This is a genomic window from Acidipropionibacterium jensenii DSM 20535 (assembly GCF_000425285.1).
In the GTDB taxonomy this organism is placed as follows: domain Bacteria; phylum Actinomycetota; class Actinomycetes; order Propionibacteriales; family Propionibacteriaceae; genus Acidipropionibacterium; species Acidipropionibacterium jensenii.
In genome coordinates this window covers 124,300-145,741 of the sequence record NZ_AUDD01000006.1, presented here as the reverse complement: position 1 = coordinate 145,741, position 21,442 = coordinate 124,300, and the positions used below count along the sequence as shown (strand labels likewise).

The following is a 21,442-nucleotide window of genomic DNA, read 5'->3' as shown; positions in this document are numbered from 1 at the left end:
TGAAACTCACACGTAGCGGCTTGCAAAGGAGCTCCACCTCATGTCGACCGAAGTCACCCTCCCAGCGCTCGGTGAGTCCGTCACCGAGGGAACCGTCTCCCGTTGGCTCAAGGCCGTCGGCGACACCGTCGAGGCAGACGAACCCCTCCTTGAGGTCTCCACCGACAAGGTCGACACCGAAGTCCCCTCACCCGTCTCCGGAACCCTCCTGGAGATCCGCGTCCGCGAGGACGAGGACGCCGCCGTCGGATCGGTCCTGGCCGTCATCGGAGACCCCGACAGCGCCCCAGCCCCCGCACCCGCGGCCACCCCCGAACCCCCCAGGTCCGAGCCCACCCCACCACCCGCACCGGCACCCGCAGCACCGGCCACACCCGCCCCGGCACCCGCGCCGGCTGCTCCCTCAGCCCCCTCTCCGGCGGCCCCCCCGTCGGCCGGCAGCAATGCCGTGGCGCCGCGGGCCACCAGCTCCTCCTCTGATGTCTACGTCACCCCGCTGGTCCGCAAGCTCGCCAAGGAGAACGGCATCGACCTCGGCTCCCTCACCGGAACCGGCGTCGGCGGGCGGATCCGCAAGCAGGACGTCCTCGACGCCGCGGAGAAGGCCAAGGCCCCCACTCCCGTTCCGGCACCCGCCCAGTCCCCCGCGCCGGCCTCGTCGTCGGCCAGGGCGGCCGCCCAGGAGGTCTCGGCGGAAGCGGCAGCACTGCGCGGCACGACCGAGAAGATGAGTCGGCTGCGCAAGGTGATCGCCTCCCGGATGGTCGACTCGCTGCACGTCTCGGCCCAGTTGACGGCCACCGTCGAGGTCGACATGACCGCGATCTCGCGGATCCGCAAGGCCGAGAAGGCCGCCTTCAAGGCGCGCGAGGGAGTGGGCCTGTCCTACCTGCCCTTCATCACCAAGGCGATCGTCGAGGCCCTCAAGCAGAACCCCAAGTTCAACGCGCGGATCGACACCGAGGCCGGGACGATCGAGTACGGCGCCAGCGAGAACGTCGGTATCGCGGTGGACACCCCCAGGGGCCTGCTGGTCCCGGTGATCAAGAACGCCGGCGATCTCAACATCGCAGGACTGGCCCACCAGATCGGCGATCTGGCGGCCCGGACCCGCGACAACAAGGTGACTCCCGACGAGTTGGCCGGTGGCACCTTCACCATCACCAACTACGGTTCGGCCGGTGCCCTGTTCGACACCCCGATCGTCAACCAGCCGGAGGTCGCCATCCTCGGCACCGGGGCCCTGGTGAAGCGCCCGGTGGTGGTCACCAATGAGTTCGGCGAGGACACCATCGCGATCCGCGACATGATGTACATCTCGCTGAGCTACGACCACCGTCTGATCGACGGCGCGGTCGCCGCCCGCTTCCTCACCGGCGTCAAGAACCGCCTGGAGGAGGGCGACTTCGGGGGCGAGTTCTGAGCCCTCCTCCCACTCAACCAGCCGACTCATCCCCTCCCCTGCACGGGCCCCGACACGGGTCCGCGCAGCGGAGGGGATCGGTGTATATGGTGACTGCGTGACACAACAGGCGACCTCACAACCACAGACTCCGCAGGTCCACGGCGGCGTCTCGCCGAAGGGCTGGGTGCCCCATCCCGAGGGTCTGGAGTTCGAGTACCTGGGCATCACCGAGGTCCCGCCGGTCCGCACCGAGTACCGCTGGTGCTGGGACCACCAGCGCCGGGTGCACGCCCGGGTGTCGGCCCATGAGATCCCCGACACGGTGATCTACGTGGAGCACGACCCGGTGTACACCGCCGGTCGGCGCACCCGTCCGCAGGCCTATCCCTTCGACGGCACGCCGGTGGTGCCGGTCGACCGGGGCGGGGAGATCACCTGGCACGGGCCGGGCCAGCTGGTCGGCTACCCGATCGTCTTCCTCCAGCGCGGGATCGGCGTCGTCGACTACGTCCGCCGGGTCGAGGAGTCCATCATCCGGCTGCTGGCCGGCTACGACCTCCAGGCCGGGCGGGTCCCCGGACGCACCGGCGTGTGGTTCCCCTCCGACGGGACCGGGCCCGAACGCAAAATCTGCGCCATCGGGATCCGGGTCTCCAGGCAGACCGCGATGCACGGGTTCGCCCTCAACATCGACCCGCAGACCACCGGGTTCGACAACATCATCCCGTGCGGGATCGCCGACGCCGATGTCACCACGATGGCCAGGGAGTTGCGCCGGGTCCACGGACCCGAGGCCCGCATCCCCGGTCTGGTGGAGGTCGCCCGGAGTCTGGAGCCGATCCTCACCGAGATGATGGCCTTCCGCCCCTACCGGATGAGCCCCGACATCCCCCGGCGCTCCCATCCGGCCTTCCTCCATCCGATCGACTGAGGGCGACGTACAGTTCGATGAGGTCCAGTTCAGCAGATCGAGGAGACGTTGTGGCCTCTGAGGGTGTTCCCGCTCCCGACGGGCGGGTGGCGCCGAGGCGCCTGTGGCTCGCCCCGGTCGTCGTGGCGATGGCGGTGGCATCCGGTCTGATCGGGTCCCTGAGGCGGCTGGAGCCGCGACTGCTGGGCCGTGAGAACCCCGATCTGGCCACCTCCGTGCTGCACACCATGGTCGCCACCGCGGCATGGACGGCGATGATCCTCACCCTGGCCCAGCTGCTGCTCGCCACCGTCCTGGGCCCTCAGCGGTCCCCCGACGACCCGCGGCGACGGGTCGGGCGCGCGGCCTGGCGGTGCAGCCAGGCATGGACCATCGCGGCCCTGCTGATGGTGCCTCTGGAGGCGGCCGACTCCTCCGGGCTTCCGACCGCCACCGTCCTGGGCGACCTGCCCACCCATCTCACCTCGACCCCCTCGGTGATGGCCTGGTTCGTGATGGCGGTGGTGGGCCTGGTGACCTCCCTGGTCTGCCTGCTGTGCCGCACCGCGGGCGGGCTGCTGCTGACCGCCCTGGCGGTGATCGCCTCCGCGCTGCCGGTGACGGTCACCGGATCGGTGTCGGTGGGCCTGAACCACGACTTCTCCACCGATGCCGGGGCCGTCTCCGCGGTGGCGATGGTGATCGCCTCGGCATCCTGCCTCGCCTGCCTGCTCGGCCACCCGGCCGGCTCGGCGGCCCGGCTGGCGCGCGTCCGGGCACCCATGGTGGTGTGTCTGGGGGTCGCGCTGGCGGGACAGCTGGTGGTCACCTGGCAGGGCCTGGCGGGCACCGCCGTGACCTCCTCCCGGTGGGGCATCGTCCGTCTGGTGCTGCTGGTCGCGGTGACGCTGTGGCTGGCGATGGCGTGCACCGGGTGGCGCACCCGGACCCGGACGATGGGGATCCTGGTGGCCGTCGTCCTGGTGGTCACCGGATCCTCCTCACAGCTCATCCCGCCGCGCTACTTGGTGCCCCAGACCACCGTGGTGAACTACCTCGGCTACCCGCTGCCCGGCCCGCCCACCGTCGGTTCCCTGATGCTGCCGGGACGCCCGAACCTGCTGATGCTGTTCCTGGCCCTGTTCGGGATCGCCGGCTACCTGCTGGCGGTCCGCCGGGTGCGCCGGCTGGGTGGCAGCTGGTTCCCCGGCCGGATCGCCGGCTGGGTGGCCGGCTGGGCGGTGGTCGGCTACCTGGCCAGCGCCGGACTGTGGCAGTACTCCTCGATCACCTTCAGCTGGCACATGTTGGTCCACATGATGTTCAACATGCTGGTGCCGGCCCTGCTGGTGATGGGGGCGCCGATCACCCTGCTGCGAGAGGTGCTGACCTCCCACCCGGTGCCCGCAGGGTTGGATGCAACCGATCCGACGACGCAGCAGACGCCGGCGGGCCCGGAGGCGCAGGCAGGACCGGAGGCGTCAGGGACGCCGGGGACCGGCCTGATGGGCCCCCGCGAGTGCCTGGAGAGTCTGCTGCACTGGCGTCCGACCCGGATCCTGTTCGGACCCTTCACCGGATGGGCGGTGTTCATCGCCAGCTTCTACGCGGTCTACTTCACCCCGGTGTTCGGCCTGCTGATGCGCTACCACTGGGGCCACCAGTGGATGCTGCTGCACTTCCTGGCCGCCGGACTGCTGCTCTTCCAGTACGTCATCGGGCTCGACGAGCTGCCGGCCTCGCTGCCCCACATCGGCCGGCTGGGATTCATCATCACCGCTATGCCCTTCCACTCGTTCTTCGCCGTCATCGTGATGGGCGCCAGCCAGATCATCGGCGCCGACTACTACCGGACCCTGTCGGTGCCGTGGGTGGGCGATCTGGCCGCCAACCAGAACCTGGGCGGCCAGATCACCTGGGCCACCGGGGAGCCGCCGATGGGCGTCGTCCTCATCGCGCTGTGCGTGCAGTGGTTCCTCGCCGACAGGCGGGACCAGCACCGGATCGACGCCGCCGAGGACGAGGGCGGCCTGGAGGCCTCCCTGAGCGCCTACAACGACATGCTGGCGCAGATGGCCGGCGAGGACGCCGCCCGCGCCAACGAGGAGCGGATCGAGCGGATCCGCGAGCAGAACAGGCACCGTCGATGACCTCGACGGAGGCTCTGCAACTCCAGATCGGCGGGATGACCTGCTCGGCCTGCGCCACCCAGATCGAGAAGAGGCTGTCGCGGATCGACGGCGTCCGGGCCAGTGTGAACTACGCCACCGAGCAGGCCGTGGTGACCGGCCTCGACCTGGCCACGGCGGTCACCGCCGTGGAGCGGGCCGGTTACAGCGCGGCCCCGGTCGGCCAGGTCGACCCGGTCATCCAGACCACCCGCCGGATCACCGCGCTGCGCCGGCGTCTGGTGGTCGCGGTGCTGCTCACCATGCCCCTGATGGACATCGGCCTGGTGCTCGCCCTGGCCCCCCAGCTGCGGTTCCCCGGCTGGGACTGGCTGCTGGTGGCGTTGGCCCTGCCGGTAGTGGTCTGGTGCGCCGGACCGTTCCACCGGGCGATGTGGTCGAACCTGCGCCACGGAACCACCTCGATGGACACCCTGGTCTCCCTGGGGGTGCTGTCCTCCTTCACCTGGTCGGTGGTCTCGATCGCCATCGGCGCCTCCGACCACGAGGGCTACTGGCTGGGCTACGGGATCACCCCGGCCGGGGCGGACACCCTCTACCTGGACGTCGCCGCCGGGGTCACCTGCTTCCTGCTGGCCGGCCGCTACTTCGAGGCCCGGGCGAAACGGTCGGCCCGCTCCGTGCTCACCGCCCTGGGCCGGCTGGCGGCCACCCGGGCCCGGCTCCTCGTCGACGGCGTCGAGACCGTCGTGCCGATCTCCGATCTGCACCGCGGCGACCTCTTCGTCACCCTGGCCGGGGAGACCGTCGCTGCCGACGGCGAGGTCGTCGAGGGCTCCTCGGGGATCGACACCGCGATGATGACCGGTGAGGCGATGCCGGTCGAGGCGACCCGCGGGACCGCGGTCCTCGGCGGCACCGTCAGCCTCACCGGCCGCATCGTGATCCGCGCCACCGCCGTCGGGTCCCACTCCCAGCTGTCCCAGATGGCGACGATGGCCGAGCAGGCCCAGGCCCGCAAGGCCAACGTCCAGAAGCTCGTCGACCGGGTCGTCCAGGTCTTCGTGCCGGTGGTCCTCGGCGTGGTCGTCGTCACCTTCGGCGCCTGGTGGCTGACCGGCGGCGGACTGCGGCACGCGATGTCGGCGGGGCTGTCGGTGCTCATCATCGCCTGCCCCTGCGCCCTGGGTCTGGCCACCCCCACCGCCCTGATGGTCGGGGTGGGCCGGGGCGGCCAGCTCGGCATCCTCATCAAGGGACCCGACGCCCTGGAGGCCTCCGGCCGGATCGACACCGTCGTCCTGGACAAGACCGGAACCGTCACGACCGGCACCATGACGGTGACCTCGCTGACCGCCGCCGGTCCCGCCGTCGATCTCGACCAGGCGATGCGCCTGGCCGCGGCCCTGGAGGCCGGTTCCACGCACCCGATCGCCGGCGCCGTGCTGGCCGCGGCCCGCGACCGTGGGGTGACCGACCGGCCGCCCTCCTGCACGGATCTGGAGACGGTGGCCGGGCGCGGACTGCGCGGCACCGTGGAGGGCCACCGGGTGATCCTGGGCAACCCGGCCATGATCACCGAGAACGGGCTGGAGACACCGGCCGGCGCCTCCGACGCCCTGCAGACCGCGGTGTCCCACGGGGCCACCCCGGTGGCGATCGGGATCGACCAGCGGGTGGTCGCGGTGATGGCGCTGGCCGACACCCTCAGGCCGGAGGGCCCCGAGGTGGTCGCCGAGCTGCACAGGATGGGCCTTCGCACCGTGCTGCTGACCGGCGACACCCGGGCGGCCGGCGACCGGGCGGGCCGCGCACTGGGCTGCGACGAGGTGCTCGCCGAGGTGATTCCCACCGAGAAGGCGGCCGTCATCGAGAGACTTCGGGAGCAGGGTCACCGGGTCGCGATGGTCGGCGACGGGATCAACGACGCCGCCGCCCTGGCCAGCGCCGATCTGGGCCTGGCGATGGTCACCGGAACCGACATCGCGATGCGCAGCGCCGACATCATCTGCGTGCGACGCCACCTGGGAGTCGTCCCCGACGCCATCCGACTGGCCCGCAAGACCCTGCGCACCATCCGCGGCAACCTGGTGTGGGCCTTCGTCTACAACATCGCCGCCATCCCGATCGCCGCCGCCGGACTGTTGAACCCGTTGATCTCCGGGCTGGCGATGAGCCTGTCGAGCCTGCTGGTGGTCACCAACTCGCTGCGACTCAAGTCGTTCGAATAGTCAAAAGGGGGGACGACCCCCCTTCGCTCGCTGCGCTCGCCACCCCTCGTGGCGACCAGTCCCCGCATCCCCGGTCCGCCGCGCCGGCCACCACGCTCGCTGCGCTCGCCACCCCTCGTGGCGACCAGTTCTGTCCACCCCCCCGATAGACTCACGGTCATGAGTGTCGAAGCTGATGGACGTCGCCTTCTGCGCGTCGAGGTGAGGAATGCACAGACCCCGATCGAGAACAAGCCCCGGTGGATCCGTACCAAGGCCACCATGGGCCCCGAGTACCGGGACATGCGCCGACGGATGCACGACACGGACCTGCACACGGTCTGTCAGGAGGCCGGCTGCCCCAACATCTTCGAGTGCTGGGAGGACCGCGAGGCCACCTTCCTGATCGGCGGGGACAAGTGCACCCGGCGCTGCGACTTCTGCCAGATCGCCTCCGAGAAGCCCGACGGGTACGACACCGACGAGCCCCGCCGAGTCGCCGAGTCGGTGCGCCAGATGGGTCTGCGCTACGCCACCATCACCAGTGTCTGCCGCGACGACCTGCCCGACGAGGGAGCCTGGCTGTGCGCCGAGACGGTCCGCCAGGTCCACTCCCTCAACCCGGGAGTCGGCGTCGAGATGCTCGCCCAGGACTTCTCGGGCCGCCCCGAACTGCTCGACCAGGTCTTCGAGGCCGGCCCCGAGGTCTTCGGCCACAACCTGGAGACGGTCCCCCGGCTGTTCAAGCGGATCCGCCCGGCCTTCCGCTACCAGCGGTCCCTCGACGTGCTGACCCGGGCCCACGAGCACGGCATGGTCACCAAGTCCAACCTCATCCTCGGGATGGGAGAGACCCGCGAGGAGATCTCCGAGGCGATGAGGGCCCTGCACGAGGCCCACACCGACCTGCTCACCATCACCCAGTACCTGCGTCCCAACGCCCACCTGCACCCGATCGACCGGTGGGTCACCCCCCAGGAGTTCGACGAGCTGGCGGAGGAGGCCGAGGAGATCGGTTTCGTCGGCGTCATGAGCGGACCCCTGGTGCGCTCCTCCTACCGGGCCGGGCGCCTCTACCGACAGGCGATGGCCGCCCGCGGCGAGACCCCGGTGACCATCGTCACCGGCTACCGGGACGGTTCGGGACCGGCCCCCTTCGCCGCCAGGTCCTGACCGGCCCCCTTCGCCGCCAGGTCCCGACCGGCCACCGGCCGTTCGTCGACGGCCGCAGGTGCAGGTAGACTGGGTCACCGCTTGTGATCGTGCCCGGTGCACGGTCGGATCCAGCACGTTGAACCGCACGGGAGTCGTCACAATGCCGAAGAGCCAGGCCGCCAAGGAGCTCGCTGCCAAGCAGAAGGCCGAGGCCAAGGCCGCAAAGGAGCGTCGCAAGAACTCCGACAACCCCAGGGACTGGGGCACCTGGAAGCAGCTCGTCGAGACCTACAAGATGACCCGGACCACCGATCCGGCCGTCCTGTGGTGGTCCCTCGGCGGCTTCCTGGTCCCGCTGATCGTCTTCGTGGTGATCGGCCTGTTCGTCAAGCCGTGGTGGATCTACCTGATTGTCGGCATCTTCGCCGGTGCCGCCGGCGCGATGTGGCTGTTCAGCCGCCGTGCCCGCCGTTCGATGTACGCGCGGTTCAAGGGTCAGCCCGGATCCGCCGAGGTCGCGCTGTCCCAGCTGGACAAGAAGACCTGGTCGGCCACCCCGGTGATCGCCGTCAACCGCCACCAGGACGTCATCCACCGCGCCCTGGGCCCCGGCGGACTGGTCCTGGTCGCCGAGGGCTCCGGCAACGGCGTCCGCCAGCTGCTCGCCTCGGAGAAGCACCGCCACGAGCAGGTCGCCTTCGGCGTCCCGGTGATCACCTTCGTGATGGGCGAGGGCAAGGACCAGGTCCCCCTCGAGCAGCTCAGCACCAAGATCCGCAAGCTGCCGAAGACCCTCAACGCCGCCCAGATCGCCGAGATCAAGTCCCGACTGCGCGCCCTGGACGCCATGCGTCCGCGCCTGCCGATGCCCAAGGGCCCGATGCCGACCTCCTCCAAGGGCGCCCGCAGCGCCATGCGGGGTCGCTGAGAGCTGGTGGCAGCGACCAACCTCGTCAACGCCGAACACGTCTCCAAGACCTTCGGCACCAGAATTCTCCTCGACGACCTGTCACTGGGTCTGTCCCGCGGCGACGTCATCGGCGTGGTCGGCCGCAACGGTGACGGCAAGTCCACCCTGCTCGGCCTGCTCACCGGCTCAGTCGAGCCCGACACCGGGACGGTGACCCGCACCGGATCGGTGTCGATCGGCGTGCTGGCCCAGGCCGGACAGCCCGGCCCCAACCAGACGGTGCGCGACATCGTCGTCGGCGGACAGCCCGACCACGTCTGGGCCTCCGACCCGCAGGCCCGACCGATCGTCGAGCAGATGCTCGCCGACATCGATCTGGACTCCCTGATGGTCGACCTGTCCGGCGGGGAGCGCCGCCGGGTGATGCTGGTCGCCCTGATGCTGGCCGGCCACGACCTGCTGGTGCTCGACGAGCCCACCAACCACCTCGACGTCGAGGCGGTCTCCTGGCTGGCCGAACACCTGAAGCACCTGCAGTCCCGGGGGGTGGCGATGCTCATCGTCTCCCACGACCGGTGGTTCCTCGACGAGGTCTGCAACCACATCTGGGAGGTGCACGACGCCACCGTCGACGCCTACGACGGCGGCTACGCCGCCTACACCCTGGCGCGGGCCGAACGCTCCCGTCAGGCGGCCAGCAACGAGGGCCGTCGCCAGAACCTGGTCCGCAAGGAACTGGCCTGGCTGCGTCGCGGAGCACCCGCCCGCAGCTCCAAGCCCAAGTTCCGCATCGAGGCCGCCAACGCCCTCATCGCCGACGTCCCCGACCCCCGCGACAAGCTCGAGCTGGCCCGGTTCTCGGCCACCCGACTGGGCAAGGACGTCTTCGACCTGAAGGATGTCACCCTCACCCTGCCCGACGGTCGCACCCTGCTGAACCACCTCACCTGGTCCATCGGCCCCGGCGAGCGGATCGGCCTGGTCGGCGTCAACGGGGCCGGCAAGTCCACCCTGCTCAACCTGCTGGACGACCGCCTCTCCCCCACCTCCGGTCGGGTGAAGAGGGGCAAGACGCTGCGCATCGCCCATCTGACCCAGGAGGTCCACGAGCTCGACCCCGGCACCGAGGCCGGCCGGGAGAGAGTCCTGGAGTCGGTCCAGAGACTGCGCCAGGAGACCATGCTGGCCACCGGCCAGGAGGCCAGTGCCACCAACCTGCTGGAGGACTTCGGGTTCACCGGGCAGCGACTGGTGACCCGGGTCGGCGACCTGTCGGGCGGGGAGAGACGCCGTCTGCAACTGCTGCGGCTGCTCATCGAGGAGCCGAACGTGCTGCTTCTCGACGAGCCCACCAATGACCTGGACATCGACACCCTGCGGGTCGTCGAGGACTATCTCGACGGCTGGGCCGGAACCCTTATCGTGGTCTCCCACGACCGCTATTTCCTGGAACGGGTCTGCGACGTCACCTACGCCCTGATGGGCGACGGCTCCTGCGTGCTGCTGCCCGGCGGCGTCGACCAGTACCTGGCGGCCCGCCGGGAGCGCCGGGTCGACTCCCCCAAGTCCCAGCGGGTCGGGAGCGCCGCCGAGACGGCGACGCCCGGACCCTCATCGGCCGAGCTGCGGCAGGCCCGCAAGGATCTCGCCCGGCTGGAGGGTCAGATGTCGAAGACCCAGCGCGATCTGGACCAGATCCATCAGCAGATGGCCGAGGTCGCCACCGACTTCCAGGCCCTCAACGACCTGCAGACCCAGGCCGGCGGACTCGAGGACCGCCTCGCCGAGCTCGAGGACGCCTGGTTGAGCGCCGGGGAACTCATCGAGGGCGCCTGATCACAGCCTGATCACAGTACCGGGGAGTCCTGACCCACCGGATCGTCGGCCGTCTCCTGCCTCTGCGACCCCCGGACCGACCCTGCCGACTGCTCGGACGGGCTGGCCGGGCTCGCCGGAGCATCCGACTCCCGTGCCGACCGCGACACCCCGACCGTCTCCTCACCCTCAGCCGACCCCGTCTCCTGGCCCGACTCGTCGAGATCGTCGTGCAGGTGGGCGGGGGTCGGCATCAGGCGCCTGAGGACCTGGTCCAGGATGGCGCCGATGACGATCGCGCCGACCACCCCGATGCCCATCGCCAGCAGATGATTGTCGCCGATCAGGCTGGAGGCGCCGGCGCCGATGAGCACCGCGTACCCCGCCCAGGCGATCCCGGCGATGATGTCCACGGCGAGGAAGACCTTGTAGCTGAACCGGGTCGCACCGGCCATCGCATTGACGACCACCCGGCCCGCCGGGATGTAGCGGGCCACCAGGATGCACAGCGGGCCGCGTCGGCGCAGCTGATGTCGGGACCAGGCGACCATCTTCTGGCGCTTGGGACCTCCCGTCATCACGCGGGTGGTGCCCAGCTTGCGTCCGGCCCAGTAGGCGATGTTGTCTCCGGCGACCGCAGCCGCGGCCGCCACCGGCAGCAGCATCCACCATGGCGGCTGGCCGACCGCGGCCAGCCCCACCACCAGGGACTCGGAGGGGACCGGTGGGAAGAATCCGTCGATGGTGCAGAAGGCGAACAGTGCCAACAGCACCCAGGGTTCACCGGCGTGCTGCTCGATCATCGTGTTGATCGCTGAGAACCAGACTGCCAGATGCACCCCTCAAGTCTTCCACGCCACGGGCCCCGGCGGGTCAGACCTGGGTTCCGGGTTCTGGCGGCGTGCGTGCCACCGAGGTTCCTACCTGGGACCGGTCGTCGCCGGCCGCCGGCCCGGGCCGGGCCGCTACCCGATGAGTTCCCGGTAGATCCGCTGCAGGGTGGCGGCCAGCGCCTGGGGGGAGAACCGGTCCCGGGCACCGCGGGCGATCTGCTCGGCGTCGAAACCGGCCAGCCGCTCCACGAAGTCGGTGAGGCCGGCGCGCAGATCCCCGGCCTCGAACCCGCGGGTGACCAGCCCGGCGTCGGGGCCGATGAACCCCTCGGGGCCGCCGCAGGGGGTGGCGAGCACCGGGGTGCCGGCGGCCAGCGCCTCGGCATAGGCCACCCCGAAAGTCTCCCACCGGGAGAACATCACGAATCCTCCGGCGCCGGCCACCTCCCGGGCCACCCGGGCCCGGTCCGTGCGCCCCAGCAGGGTGATCCGGTGGTCGGGGTCCTGGTCCGCCAGGAGAGTCTGCAGGTCGGCGTGCAGCGGCCCGTCGCCGATGATCCGCAGTCTCAGGTGGGGGAAGGTCTGCGCCGAGGCGATGACGGTGCGGCACAGCTCGACCATCCCCTTGCGCTCGATGAGACTTCCGACGCTCACCAGGGTGTTGAGGTCGCGGTGCTGGTGGGCTGCGGCCCGGGCGAACAGGTCGACGTCGACGACATCGGGGACCACCTCGACATTGGTGGCGTACTCGTCGACCAGGATCCGGGCCAGGGCTCCGGAGACCGCCAGCACCCGGTCCGCGGCCCCGTAGGCCACCCGGCAGTCCTCGGCACGCAACCGGCTGGTGGCTCCGGAACGCAGCTGGGAGTCGTGCTCGGTGACCACCAGCGGCACTCCCCCGCCCGGCAGACCGGCCCGCACCAGGGCGGCGGCGTAGCGGGCGAAGTGGGCGTGGACGACGTCGGGGGTTCCGAACCGCTGGACGACGGCCGTCCACAGCCGCTTCATCGCTCTGGCGTGGGCGGCGTGGTCGAGTCGGGCCGGCATCCTGCCGAGCGGGAGATCGAGCCGGACGGTGTCGATCCCGTCGACGCTGGTCACGTGGACCCCCATCGGACGACGGTGCCGCACCGATCGCACGTCGAGGGCGGCGAGGACGACGCGGCAGCCGGCGTCCTGCAACGCCCTGGCCTGATCGAGCTCGAAGATTCCGCGCAGCGGGTCCGAGTCCGAGGGGGCCCCTCGGCTCACCACCAGAACGAACATCCGATCACCTCCGGTTGACCACCACGGTGCCGAGCATCAGATCGTCCAGGCCACGGCGGTCGGCACCGATGATGACCGCCGGGATGACAAGACATTTGAGGGCGGTGCGCACCGCGGACCGCCACCAGCCCACGTGGGCGGCGGAGTCCACCCGGACCACCGCGACATGGGCCAGCAGCTGCCCGAAGGAGGCCGAGGCGAGGGCGGTGAGGATGGTCCGCTCGACGAAGAAGACGGCCATCGGCATCCAGACCGGCCATCCCTGGTCGCGGATCACCCTGACCCCGAAGACGGCGATCGCGACGACCATCGAGGCCGCCCAGTCCAGCAGCAGTGCGGCCAGGCGACGGTTCCACGGGGCCAGCGATCCCCTACCGGTGGCCGGCAGTCCCAGAGCGGCACCGACCTGGGATGCTGCTGGTCGGGGAGACGAGGTGTCGGGCACCTCGTCAGCTTATCGGCCCCGTCGCGTAGCGCGGGCAGCGACCGAGCCGATGTCGGACCGGCCGGTGCGAGACCAGACCAGCTGTCAGATCAGTTGGTCGTGATGGCCGACGTGGTCGAACTCGATCCCGCTGTCGGTGCGCATCCACCAGGTGAGCCGCGGAGCCCCGGGCGACTCGGCCTTGACATAGGTCCGCCAGGCCTGGGCGCCGTCGGCCCTCACCCGCTGCTTGCCGCCGCGCGGCGAGTCGTTGAAGGGATGGGTGATGTGGCGGTCCCAGGCCCACCCGGCGAGGATGTCGACCATCACCCGCACCGTCTTGCCGCGGGGCACGATCTCGGCCTTCAACGAGTCGAGGAACCGCGGGCCGAAGGAGAAGCCCCTCAGCCCTGCTCCGCGATCGGTCTCGGGGGTGCCCAGCAGCCACTCCTGCTCGATCTCCCAGCGCAGCTGTGCGGCCGGATCGGAGTAGACCTGCGCGGGCGCCGAGCCGTGCGGCCCCACCGCGTCCAACCGCCTCCGCAGGTCTGCGTTCTGCTCCTCGAGCGCGTCCGCCCGGGAGTGCTCCCCGTCCTGAAGCTCAAACTCGTCCCTGAGCAGGCTCAGCAGCCCCTCCTCCACCCCGGCGATGACTCGTCCGGCGACGGTCTCCACGCTCCTGTCCAGCAGCTTCTCGAGGGTGGCGAGGTCCACGGTGACGGTGCGCGAGGATGCGCGCTCCTCGCCGGGAGCACCCCGGGTGGGGACCGCCTCAGGAGGCGGAACGGGTTCGGGGGCCCGGACCGCCTCCGGCGCCGGGACCATTCCAGGAGCCGGGACCGGTTCGGGAACCGGGATCTCCGCGGGAGTCCCGGGGGCGGCCGGCAGGCCGGGTGCCACGACGGGTTCCGGCTCCCGCGGCACCGCCCTGCGCCTCCCGGGACCCGGTTTCGGTCCGGACGTGCGTCCTCCACCAGGGACCGGGGTGGGTCCGGTGGCCGCGTCGCCTGTGGTGGCGACGTCGTCCCCGGCGATCGGGCCGCCACCGGCAGCAAGGGCGGTACTGGCAGCCGGGGCGGCACCGGGAGCCTCGATATCATCGGAGAGCAGCCGACGTCGGTAGGCGATCAGTTTGGCGGCCTGCCCGGAGTCTAGGGCTCCGGTCCCGGAGCGCCCCGAGCTGTGGCCGGCGGGGCCGACCCCCTCCATCTCGGTGACGTGGCGGGCGATGAGGGCGCACAACCGGTCGGCGTCGTCCTCCGGGGCGATGGTGAACAGCCGGTGCCGGCGCCAGTTGTCGGTGCGCGAGGCCCCGGGCAGGATCACCCTCACCCTGCCCCCGTAGCAGTGGAACTGGGGGTCGACGGCGTCCGAGAGCAGATTGCTGGCCGCCTGGCTGGCCAGCACCGCCACCTCGGTGTCGGGAGGAATCAGACCGATCAGACGCGGCACGCTGATCCGTGACCGACCCGACTGCGAGGGCGAGACCACCACGAGGGGAGCCGTTCTGGAGGGGTCGAAGATCCGGGTGACAAGGCGTCCGACCTCCGCACTGCTGACCTGCCATGTCTCTGCCACGGTCGTCCCCTCTCACGGGTCGTCACCTGTCCGGACCTCCAGCCTGCCACCTCGGCCCCACTCGGCGGGCCGCCGCTGTAACATCCCTGCAACAAGACGGTGACTCCCGAGCAACCGGTCACCGTTAGGTTCAGAACAACACCACGTCCTAGATGGAGGAACGATGTTCGAAGGCCCAGACGATCTACTCGAGTTCGTGAAGAAGGAGGGCGTCGAGTTCATCGATGTCCGCTTCTGCGACCTGATCGGGATCATGCAGCATTTCACGGTTCCGGCCCGCGAGTTCGACAAGCACACCTACGAAGAGGGTCTGGCGTTCGACGGCTCCTCCATCCGCGGCTTCCAGAAGATCAACGAGTCCGACATGGCTCTGAAGCCCGATCCCAGCAGCGCCTGGCTGGATCCCTTCCGCGAGCACAAGACGCTGATCCTCAACTTCTTCGTCACCGACCCGATCACCGGTGAGCTGTACAGCCGCGATCCCCGCAACATCGCCCGCAAGGCCGAGGCCTACCTGACCTCCACCGGTATCGCCGACACCGCCTTCATGGCCCCCGAGGCCGAGTTCTACGTCTTCGACGACATTCGTTACGAGACCAACCAGAAGACCGCCTACTACTCCATCGACTCCGAGGAGGGAGCGTGGAACAGCGGCCGCGAGGAGGACGGCGGCAACCGCGGTTACAAGGTCAAGTACAAGGGCGGCTACTTCCCGGTGGCCCCCACCGACCACTTCGGCGATCTGCGTGACGAGATCGTCACCATCATGGAGGGCATCGGCCTCAAGGTCGAGCGCGGCCACCACGAGGTCGGCACCGCCGGCCAGGCCGAGATCAACTGGCGCTACGACACGCTCACCAAGAGCGCCGACAACGTCATGAAGTTCAAGTACATCGTCCGGAACGTGGCCTGGAACCACGGGAAGACCGCGACCTTCATGCCCAAGCCGATCTTCGGCGACAACGGGTCGGGCATGCACGTCCACTCCTCCCTCCGCAAGAACGGCGAGCCGCTGTTCTTCGACGAGTCCGGTTACGCGCAGCTGTCGGACACCGCCCGGTACTACATCGGCGGCATCCTCAAGCACGCCCCGGCCCTGCTGGCCTTCACCAACCCGAGCACCAACTCCTACCATCGCCTGGTGCCCGGCTTCGAGGCCCCGGTGAACCTGGTCTACTCGCAGCGCAACCGTTCGGCCTGCATGCGAATTCCGATCACCGGTCCCTCCCCGAAGGCCAAGCGCGTCGAGTTCCGCTGCCCCGACCCATCCGCCAACCCGTACATGGCCTTCTCGGCCCTGCTGCTGGCCGGACTGGACGGCATCCAGAACAAGATCGAGCCGCCGGCCCCGGTCGACAAGGACATCTACGAGCTGCCCCCCGAGGAGCACGCTCAGCTGGCCCACGTGCCCAGCGACCTCGGATCGGTGCTGGACGCCCTGGAGGCCGATCACGCCTTCCTGGAGGCCGGTGACGTCTTCACCCCCGACCTCATCGACACCTGGATCGACATCAAGCGCAGCGATCTCTCCGAGCTCCAGCAGCGCCCGCACCCCTACGAGTTCGATCTCTACTACGACATCTGAGTTCGATGTCTGAGTTGCCCACCTCCCCCTGCGGCAGGTGAACGACCCATCGCGCGACGACCCCGGGCGGGCCACCACTGGTGGCCCGCCCGGTAGCGTGTGCGCCATGACCACCGTCGCCGACATCCGGACCCTGCTCGACCACTGGTACCCGCCCCGGCTCGCCGAGGAGTGGGACAGTCCCGGTCTGATCTGCGGCGACCCCGACGACCGGGTGACCACCATCGCCTGCGCTCTGGAGGCCACCGACTCCGTGGTGGCCGCGACCCTGGCGGCCGGCGCGCAGATGCTTGTCGTCCACCACCCGCTGCTGATGCGCGGGGTCACCTCGGTGGCCGCCGACACCCCGAAAGGCCGCATCGTGCACCGTCTCATCCGGTCCGGGGTCGCCCTGATGAGCGCCCACACCAATGCCGACGCCGCCATCGGCGGGGTCAACGATGTGCTGGCCGGGCTCCTGGGGGTCACGGTGAGCGCGCCGCTGGAGCCTTCCGACGCCGCCGAGGACCCGCTCGAGGGGATCGGACGGGTCGGCCGCCTGGAGCACGCCGTGACCCTGCAGCAGTTCACCGACCTGGTCGCCGATCGCCTGCCGACCACCGTGTGGGGGGTCCGGGCGGCCGGCGATCCGCAGCAGCCCGTGCGCACCGTGGCCCTGTGCTCGGGTGCCGGGGAGTCCCTGCTGGGGGCCGCCGCCCGGTCCGGGGCCGACGTCTACCTTACCAGCGACCTGCGACACCACCCCGCCGACGAGTCGCTGCGGGCCGGCGGCCCGGCCCTGGTCGACACCGCCCACTGGGCCTCGGAGTCCCCCTGGTGCGAGTCGGTGGCCGACCGGCTCGCCGAGGCCACCGGGGCCACGACCACCGTCCTGCCGGTGCGCACCGATCCGTGGACCATCGGCGTCCACCCCGCAGCGTGAGAAGAGACATGGCGAACGCGAGAAACGACAGACAGTTCATCGACGACACCGAGGCGGTGGTCCGGCTCGGTTCCATGCTGCTGTCGGCGGGCACCGGCTCCTACCGGGTGAAGCGGGCGATGGAGCGGGCGGCCGCCACCCTGGGGATGGACCGCCACGACGCCTCGGTGGGCCTGACCGAGATGAGCGTCACCGCCCACCGCGGCGACAACTTCCGCACCGTGGTCCGCGAGGTCTACCGGGTGCGCGTCGACTCCTCGCGGATCGAGTCCCTGGAGTACCTGTCTCGCCACCTGCCGAACCCGTGCAACGCCGCCGCCCTGGAGGCCGAGCTGGACCGCATCTCGCGGACCGTCACCGCCCGCTGGAAGCCCTGGCAGACGATGCTCGCCGCCGGCGTCGCCTGCGCAGGGTTCTCCATTCTCAACCGGTTCCCCCTCACCGACACCGCGGTGGTCCTGGTCGCCGCCTCCTGCGGCCAGATGGTGCGGATGTTCCTGGCCCGACGCTGGCTCAACCAGTTCGGCAGCACCGCCCTGGCCGCCGCCACCTCCAGCCTGGTCTATCTGCTGGTCGCCTTCCTGGCGAACCTCACCGGGATCCCCCAGCTGGGGGTCAGCGACCCCGGCTACGTCGCCTCCCTGCTCTTCCTGGTGCCCGGGTTCCCGATGATCACCTCGATCCTGGACTTCGCGAGGATGGATCTCACCGCCGGCCTCACCCGCGCCGCCTACTCGCTGGGCATCGTCGTCTCCGCGACGATGTCGGCCTGGGTGATCTCCTTCCTCACCGGCCTCACCCCGTTGGCCACCGTGGCGGCCCTGCCCGGTCTGTGGCAGTGGGCGGCCTACGCGGCCGCGACCTTCCTGGGGGTCTCCGGCTTCGCGATCCTGTTCAACTCGACGCGGCGGATGGTGCTCATCGCGGCCTCCCTGGGGACCATCGGCAATCTGTCCCGGCTGGCCCTGGTCTCGGCCTCGGCACCGGCCCAGCTGGCCGCCGGTTTCGGCGGCCTGGTGGTCGGATTGGTGGCGGCCCCGCTCACCCGGCGGCTGCCCATCCCGCGGATCACCGTCACGGTGCCGGCCTGCGTCATCATGGTGCCCGGCACCGCGATGTACCGGATGATGTACTGGTTCAACGGCGAGGACACCGTCCGGGCGATCGGTTTCGGCGTCGACGCCGTCCTGGCGGTGGTGGCGATCGGCATCGGCCTCGCCCTGGCGCGGATGCTCACCGACCCGGCATGGACCTTCGCCCGGCCGATCCCCAGTCCCCACGCCTTCCGCACCGACCACCGCGGGATCGAGCGGGTTCAGGACCAGAAGAGCTGATCGACCGCCTTGGAGGCCAACCGGCATCGCCTCAGGTGGTTCTCCATCACCTGGGCCGAGGCCCCCAGTCCCAGGCCGAGCAGTCGGGCGATCCCGTCCAACTCCTTCGGATCGGTGGGGATCACGTCGGAGGCCCTGCCGCTCACGATGAGAATGGCGTTGCGCATCCGGGAGGCCTCCCGCCACGCCACCTGAAGGGCGACGTCCTGGGTATCGCTCAGCAGGCCGGCGTCCAGCGCGGCCTGCAGGGCGCGGACCGTCGAGGTGGTCTGCAGCCCCGCCACCTCGGCGGCGTGCTGCAGCTGCATCACCTGGATCGTCCACTCGACGTCGGCGAGCCCGCCGGGCCCCATCTTGAGATGACGGTGGGGAGACACCCCGCGCGGGATCCGCTCGGCCTCCATCCTCGCCTTGAGTTTGCGGATCTCCCCGAGCTGACCGGCGGTGAGCCCGCCGGGCGGCCAGCGCAGGTGGGACACGCTGTCGAGAAGGGCGGCGGTGAGCTCGCGGTCCCCCGCCCCGTGGCGAGCCCGCAGCAGGGCCTGGGACTCCCAGGTGCTCGACCAGCGCCGGTAGTAGGCGCGGTAGCTGGACAGGCTGCGCACCATCGCCCCGGAGCGTCCCTCCGGGCGCAGGCCGGCGTCCAGGTCGAGCTTCGGGTCGGGGCCGGCCGCCCCCAGCAGGCTGCGCACCCGGGTGACGATCCGGGTCGCCGCCGTGACGGCCTCGGCTCCCCCGGCGTCCTCGACGACGAACATCGCATCGGCATCCGAGGCGTAGGACATCTCCCCGCCGCCCCACCGACCCATTGCGACAACGCCGATCCGCGGCGGCTGGTCGACCTCGCGGGAGACCGTCTCCAGGGCGGCGTCGACCGTGGCGCCGGCCAGGTCCGAGAGTCCGGCGGCGGTCTGCAGGACGTCGATCCGGTCCAGGATGTTGGCCACCACGATCCGGAAGAGTTCGCGGCGGCGGACCGCCCGGACCGCGGTGACGGCGTCCTCGACTGTCTCGTGGCGGGCGGCCACCGCAGTCATCTCGCGCAGGATGTCGTCGTGGCCGCGCGGTACCAGGTCCTCCTCCACGAGGATCTGGACGGTCTCGGGGGCGTGGTCGAGGATCTCGGTGGCGTACCGGCTGGTGGACAGCACGAAGGCCAGACGCTGGGCCATCGCCCCCTCGTCGCGCAGTGCCCGCAGGTACCAGTGGGACTCCCCCAGCGACTCCGAGACCCGGCGGAAGGCGAGCATCCCGGCGTCCGGGTTGGGGCCGTTGGCCAGCCACTCCAGCATCACCGGCATCAGCTGGGCCTGGATCCGCTTGGCCCTGGTGGTGCCCTGGGTGAGGGCCTCGATGTGGCGCAGGGCCGAGCGCGGATCGGCGAAGCCGAGGGCGCGCATCCGGTCCTCGGCGGCCTGCGGGGTGAGTCGCAGTTCCTGGGAGGGGATCCGGGCGACCGCCTCGACCAGCGGGGAGTAGAAGACCCGGTTGTGGGACCGCAGGACGGCCCGGGAGGTGGCCCGCCACACCCCGGTCACCTCCTGGGGGGTGTGCAGCCCGAGGCTGCGGGCCAGACGCCGCAGGCCCGCCTCATCGGTGGGCAGCAGATGGGTCCGGCGCAGCTGGAAGAGCTGGAGGCGGTGCTCCATGAGCCGTTCCAGACGGTAGGCGGTGTCCAGATGCTCGGCGTCCCCCCGTGAGATGTATCCGCCGGCGGCCAGCGCGGCCAGCGCCCGGAGGGTGGATCGTTGCCGCAGGGACTCGTCGTGGCGGCCGTGGACCAGCTGAAGCAGCTGGATGGTGAACTCGACGTCGCGCAGCCCGCCGGAGCCCAGTTTGATCTCGCGGTCCTTCTCCCGGGCCGGGATGAGGGACACCACCCGGGTGCGCATCGCGCGGGTCTGGGCGACGAACTGCTCCTTCTCCCCAACGCTCCAGACCATCGGCGAGACCAGCTCGCAGAACTGGCCGCCGAGATCCCGGTCCCCGGCCATCGGACGGGCCTTCATGAGGGCCTGGAACTCCCAGTTCTTCGCCCAGTTGCGGTAGTAGGTGGCCATCGAGTCGAGGGTGCGCACCAGCGGGCCGGCATTGCCCTCGGGTCGCAGCGCAGCGTCGACCTGCCAGATGGTGCCGGCCGCCGAGCGGGCCGAACAGATCCGGGTGAGGGTGCCAGCCAGCTTCGCGGCCACCGTGACGGCCCTCTCGGTGCTGACATCGGGCCGGGCGGGTTCGGCGATGTGGATGACGTCGACGTCGGAGACGTAGTTGAGCTCCTGGGCGCCGCACTTGCCCATCGCCACCACGGCCAGCCGGGCGTCGCGGTGTCCCGGGGTCTGGGCGCGGGCCAGGGCCAGGGCGGTCTCGATGATGGCATCGGCCAGGTCGGCGAGTTCGGCGGCGATGTCGTCGAGGATCTCGGCGCACTCAGAGGCGTCGACATCGCGGGAGGCGATCCGCACCAGGTGCCTCCGGTTGGCCAGTCTCAGGAGGTCGGCGCCGCGGTCGGGGTCGGTCTGCCGGGCGGGATCCTGGCCGGCGACCAGGAAGCCGTCGGCATCGGGCGCCGCCCCGACCTCGGCGAGCAGGTCGGCGGCGATCCGGTCGGCGGGCATCCGCACCGGCTCGCGGACCACCTGGTCGAGATCCTCCGGATGACTGGCGAGATGGCGTCCCAGTTCCGATGAGACGCCGAGCAGCCGCACCAGACGTCGCGCGACGGCGTCGTCGGACAGGGCGGCGGCGGTGGCACCGGGAGCGGCCTCGGCGATGTCGACCAGGGAGAACAGCGCCATGTCGACGTCGGCGCACTCCTCCAGGTGGTCCTCCCAGGCGGCGAGGGACTCCGGTGCGGCATCGAGCAGCTGGGCGATCGTGTCGTGGAGGCCGGCGGCGCGCGGGCCGTCGGCGGCGCCACGCCTGGCCAGCTCGGCCGCGATCGTCGTCGTCCGGTCCATCGGGCCTCC

General features: G+C 70.7%; 14 protein-coding genes and 1 pseudogene. 10 read left to right on the top strand and 5 right to left on the bottom strand.

The genetic code is table 11. The features are described 5' to 3' along the window. Nucleotides 1–40: 40 nt before the first annotated feature. The 7 genes from sucB (at nucleotide 41) to H590_RS0105515 (ending at nucleotide 10,555) form a co-directional block, all read left to right on the top strand. Entirely contained in the window at nucleotides 41–1,423 is a 1,383-nt protein-coding gene (sucB, locus tag H590_RS0105545; protein WP_028702782.1) for a 2-oxoglutarate dehydrogenase, E2 component, dihydrolipoamide succinyltransferase, read from the top strand. Nucleotides 1,424–1,520: 97 nt separating this feature from the next. After that, nucleotides 1,521–2,336: a lipoyl(octanoyl) transferase LipB gene (lipB, locus tag H590_RS0105540; RefSeq protein WP_028702781.1), complete on the top strand. Its 816-nt coding sequence runs from the start codon at nucleotides 1,521–1,523 to the stop codon at nucleotides 2,334–2,336. Nucleotides 2,337–2,464: 128 nt separating this feature from the next. Continuing rightward, nucleotides 2,465–4,465 (top strand): cytochrome c oxidase assembly protein, encoded by a 2,001-nt coding sequence (locus H590_RS15070; RefSeq protein ID WP_051238220.1) that lies wholly within the window; start codon nucleotides 2,465–2,467, stop codon nucleotides 4,463–4,465. Then, nucleotides 4,462–6,675, top strand: a complete 2,214-nt coding sequence (locus tag H590_RS0105530; RefSeq protein WP_028702780.1) for a heavy metal translocating P-type ATPase — start codon at nucleotides 4,462–4,464, stop codon at nucleotides 6,673–6,675. The genes H590_RS15070 and H590_RS0105530 overlap by 4 nt, the downstream gene beginning before the upstream one ends. A gap of 159 nt (nucleotides 6,676–6,834) precedes the next feature. Further along, complete coding sequence (gene lipA, locus H590_RS0105525; RefSeq protein ID WP_028702779.1) at nucleotides 6,835–7,827, top strand: lipoyl synthase; 993 nt, start codon at nucleotides 6,835–6,837, stop codon at nucleotides 7,825–7,827. Between the two features lie 142 nt (nucleotides 7,828–7,969). Next, nucleotides 7,970–8,737: a DUF4191 domain-containing protein gene (locus tag H590_RS0105520; protein ID WP_028702778.1), complete on the top strand. Its 768-nt coding sequence runs from the start codon at nucleotides 7,970–7,972 to the stop codon at nucleotides 8,735–8,737. Nucleotides 8,738–8,743: 6 nt separating this feature from the next. Continuing rightward, complete coding sequence (locus tag H590_RS0105515; protein ID WP_028702777.1) at nucleotides 8,744–10,555, top strand: ABC-F family ATP-binding cassette domain-containing protein; 1,812 nt, start codon at nucleotides 8,744–8,746, stop codon at nucleotides 10,553–10,555. A gap of 221 nt (nucleotides 10,556–10,776) precedes the next feature. Here the strand turns inward: H590_RS0105515 and H590_RS15065 are convergent. The 4 genes and pseudogenes from H590_RS15065 to H590_RS0105495 form a co-directional block, all read right to left on the bottom strand. Then, nucleotides 10,777–11,373 (bottom strand): annotated as a pseudogene (locus H590_RS15065) (DedA family protein); the annotation flags it as partial. Nucleotides 11,374–11,499: 126 nt separating this feature from the next. Beyond that, nucleotides 11,500–12,633 carry a glycosyltransferase gene (locus H590_RS0105505; protein WP_028702776.1) on the bottom strand — a complete coding sequence of 378 codons (1,134 nt, stop codon included), beginning with the start codon at nucleotides 12,631–12,633 and terminating at the stop codon, nucleotides 11,500–11,502. A gap of 4 nt (nucleotides 12,634–12,637) precedes the next feature. Beyond that, entirely contained in the window at nucleotides 12,638–13,078 is a 441-nt protein-coding gene (locus tag H590_RS0105500; protein ID WP_028702775.1) for an RDD family protein, read from the bottom strand. Nucleotides 13,079–13,162: 84 nt separating this feature from the next. Next, a complete protein-coding gene (locus H590_RS0105495) occupies nucleotides 13,163–14,635 on the bottom strand; it encodes a hypothetical protein (protein ID WP_028702774.1) in 1,473 nt (490 codons plus the stop codon). Between the two features lie 163 nt (nucleotides 14,636–14,798). On the opposite strand from H590_RS0105495, the gene glnA reads away from it, so the two are divergent. From glnA to H590_RS15060, 3 genes are all read left to right on the top strand, one after another. Beyond that, nucleotides 14,799–16,220: a type I glutamate--ammonia ligase gene (glnA, locus tag H590_RS0105490; protein WP_028702773.1), complete on the top strand. Its 1,422-nt coding sequence runs from the start codon at nucleotides 14,799–14,801 to the stop codon at nucleotides 16,218–16,220. 106 nt (nucleotides 16,221–16,326) lie between these two features. Then, nucleotides 16,327–17,142 carry a Nif3-like dinuclear metal center hexameric protein gene (locus H590_RS0105485; RefSeq protein ID WP_028702772.1) on the top strand — a complete coding sequence of 272 codons (816 nt, stop codon included), beginning with the start codon at nucleotides 16,327–16,329 and terminating at the stop codon, nucleotides 17,140–17,142. 8 nt (nucleotides 17,143–17,150) lie between these two features. Continuing rightward, entirely contained in the window at nucleotides 17,151–18,476 is a 1,326-nt protein-coding gene (locus H590_RS15060) for a threonine/serine exporter family protein (protein ID WP_084149293.1), read from the top strand. On the opposite strand, the gene H590_RS0105475 is transcribed toward H590_RS15060, so the two are convergent. Continuing rightward, nucleotides 18,458–21,433: a bifunctional [glutamine synthetase] adenylyltransferase/[glutamine synthetase]-adenylyl-L-tyrosine phosphorylase gene (locus H590_RS0105475; protein WP_028702771.1), complete on the bottom strand. Its 2,976-nt coding sequence runs from the start codon at nucleotides 21,431–21,433 to the stop codon at nucleotides 18,458–18,460. The two genes, H590_RS15060 and H590_RS0105475, sit on opposite strands and share 19 nt — an antisense overlap. Nucleotides 21,434–21,442: the final 9 nt, after the last annotated feature.

Coding starts and splice junctions, on each gene's coding strand:
- sucB (WP_028702782.1), top strand. CDS start 41: ATGTCGACCGAAGTCACCCTCCCAGCGCTCGGTGAGTCCGTCACCGAG.
- glnA (WP_028702773.1), top strand. CDS start 14,799: ATGTTCGAAGGCCCAGACGATCTACTCGAGTTCGTGAAGAAGGAGGGC.
- H590_RS0105520 (WP_028702778.1), top strand. CDS start 7,970: ATGCCGAAGAGCCAGGCCGCCAAGGAGCTCGCTGCCAAGCAGAAGGCC.
- lipA (WP_028702779.1), top strand. CDS start 6,835: ATGAGTGTCGAAGCTGATGGACGTCGCCTTCTGCGCGTCGAGGTGAGG.
- H590_RS0105530 (WP_028702780.1), top strand. CDS start 4,462: ATGACCTCGACGGAGGCTCTGCAACTCCAGATCGGCGGGATGACCTGC.
- H590_RS0105485 (WP_028702772.1), top strand. CDS start 16,327: ATGACCACCGTCGCCGACATCCGGACCCTGCTCGACCACTGGTACCCG.
- H590_RS15060 (WP_084149293.1), top strand. CDS start 17,151: ATGGCGAACGCGAGAAACGACAGACAGTTCATCGACGACACCGAGGCG.
- H590_RS0105505 (WP_028702776.1), bottom strand. CDS start 12,633: ATGTTCGTTCTGGTGGTGAGCCGAGGGGCCCCCTCGGACTCGGACCCG.
- H590_RS0105475 (WP_028702771.1), bottom strand. CDS start 21,433: ATGGACCGGACGACGACGATCGCGGCCGAGCTGGCCAGGCGTGGCGCC.
- H590_RS15070 (WP_051238220.1), top strand. CDS start 2,465: ATGGCGGTGGCATCCGGTCTGATCGGGTCCCTGAGGCGGCTGGAGCCG.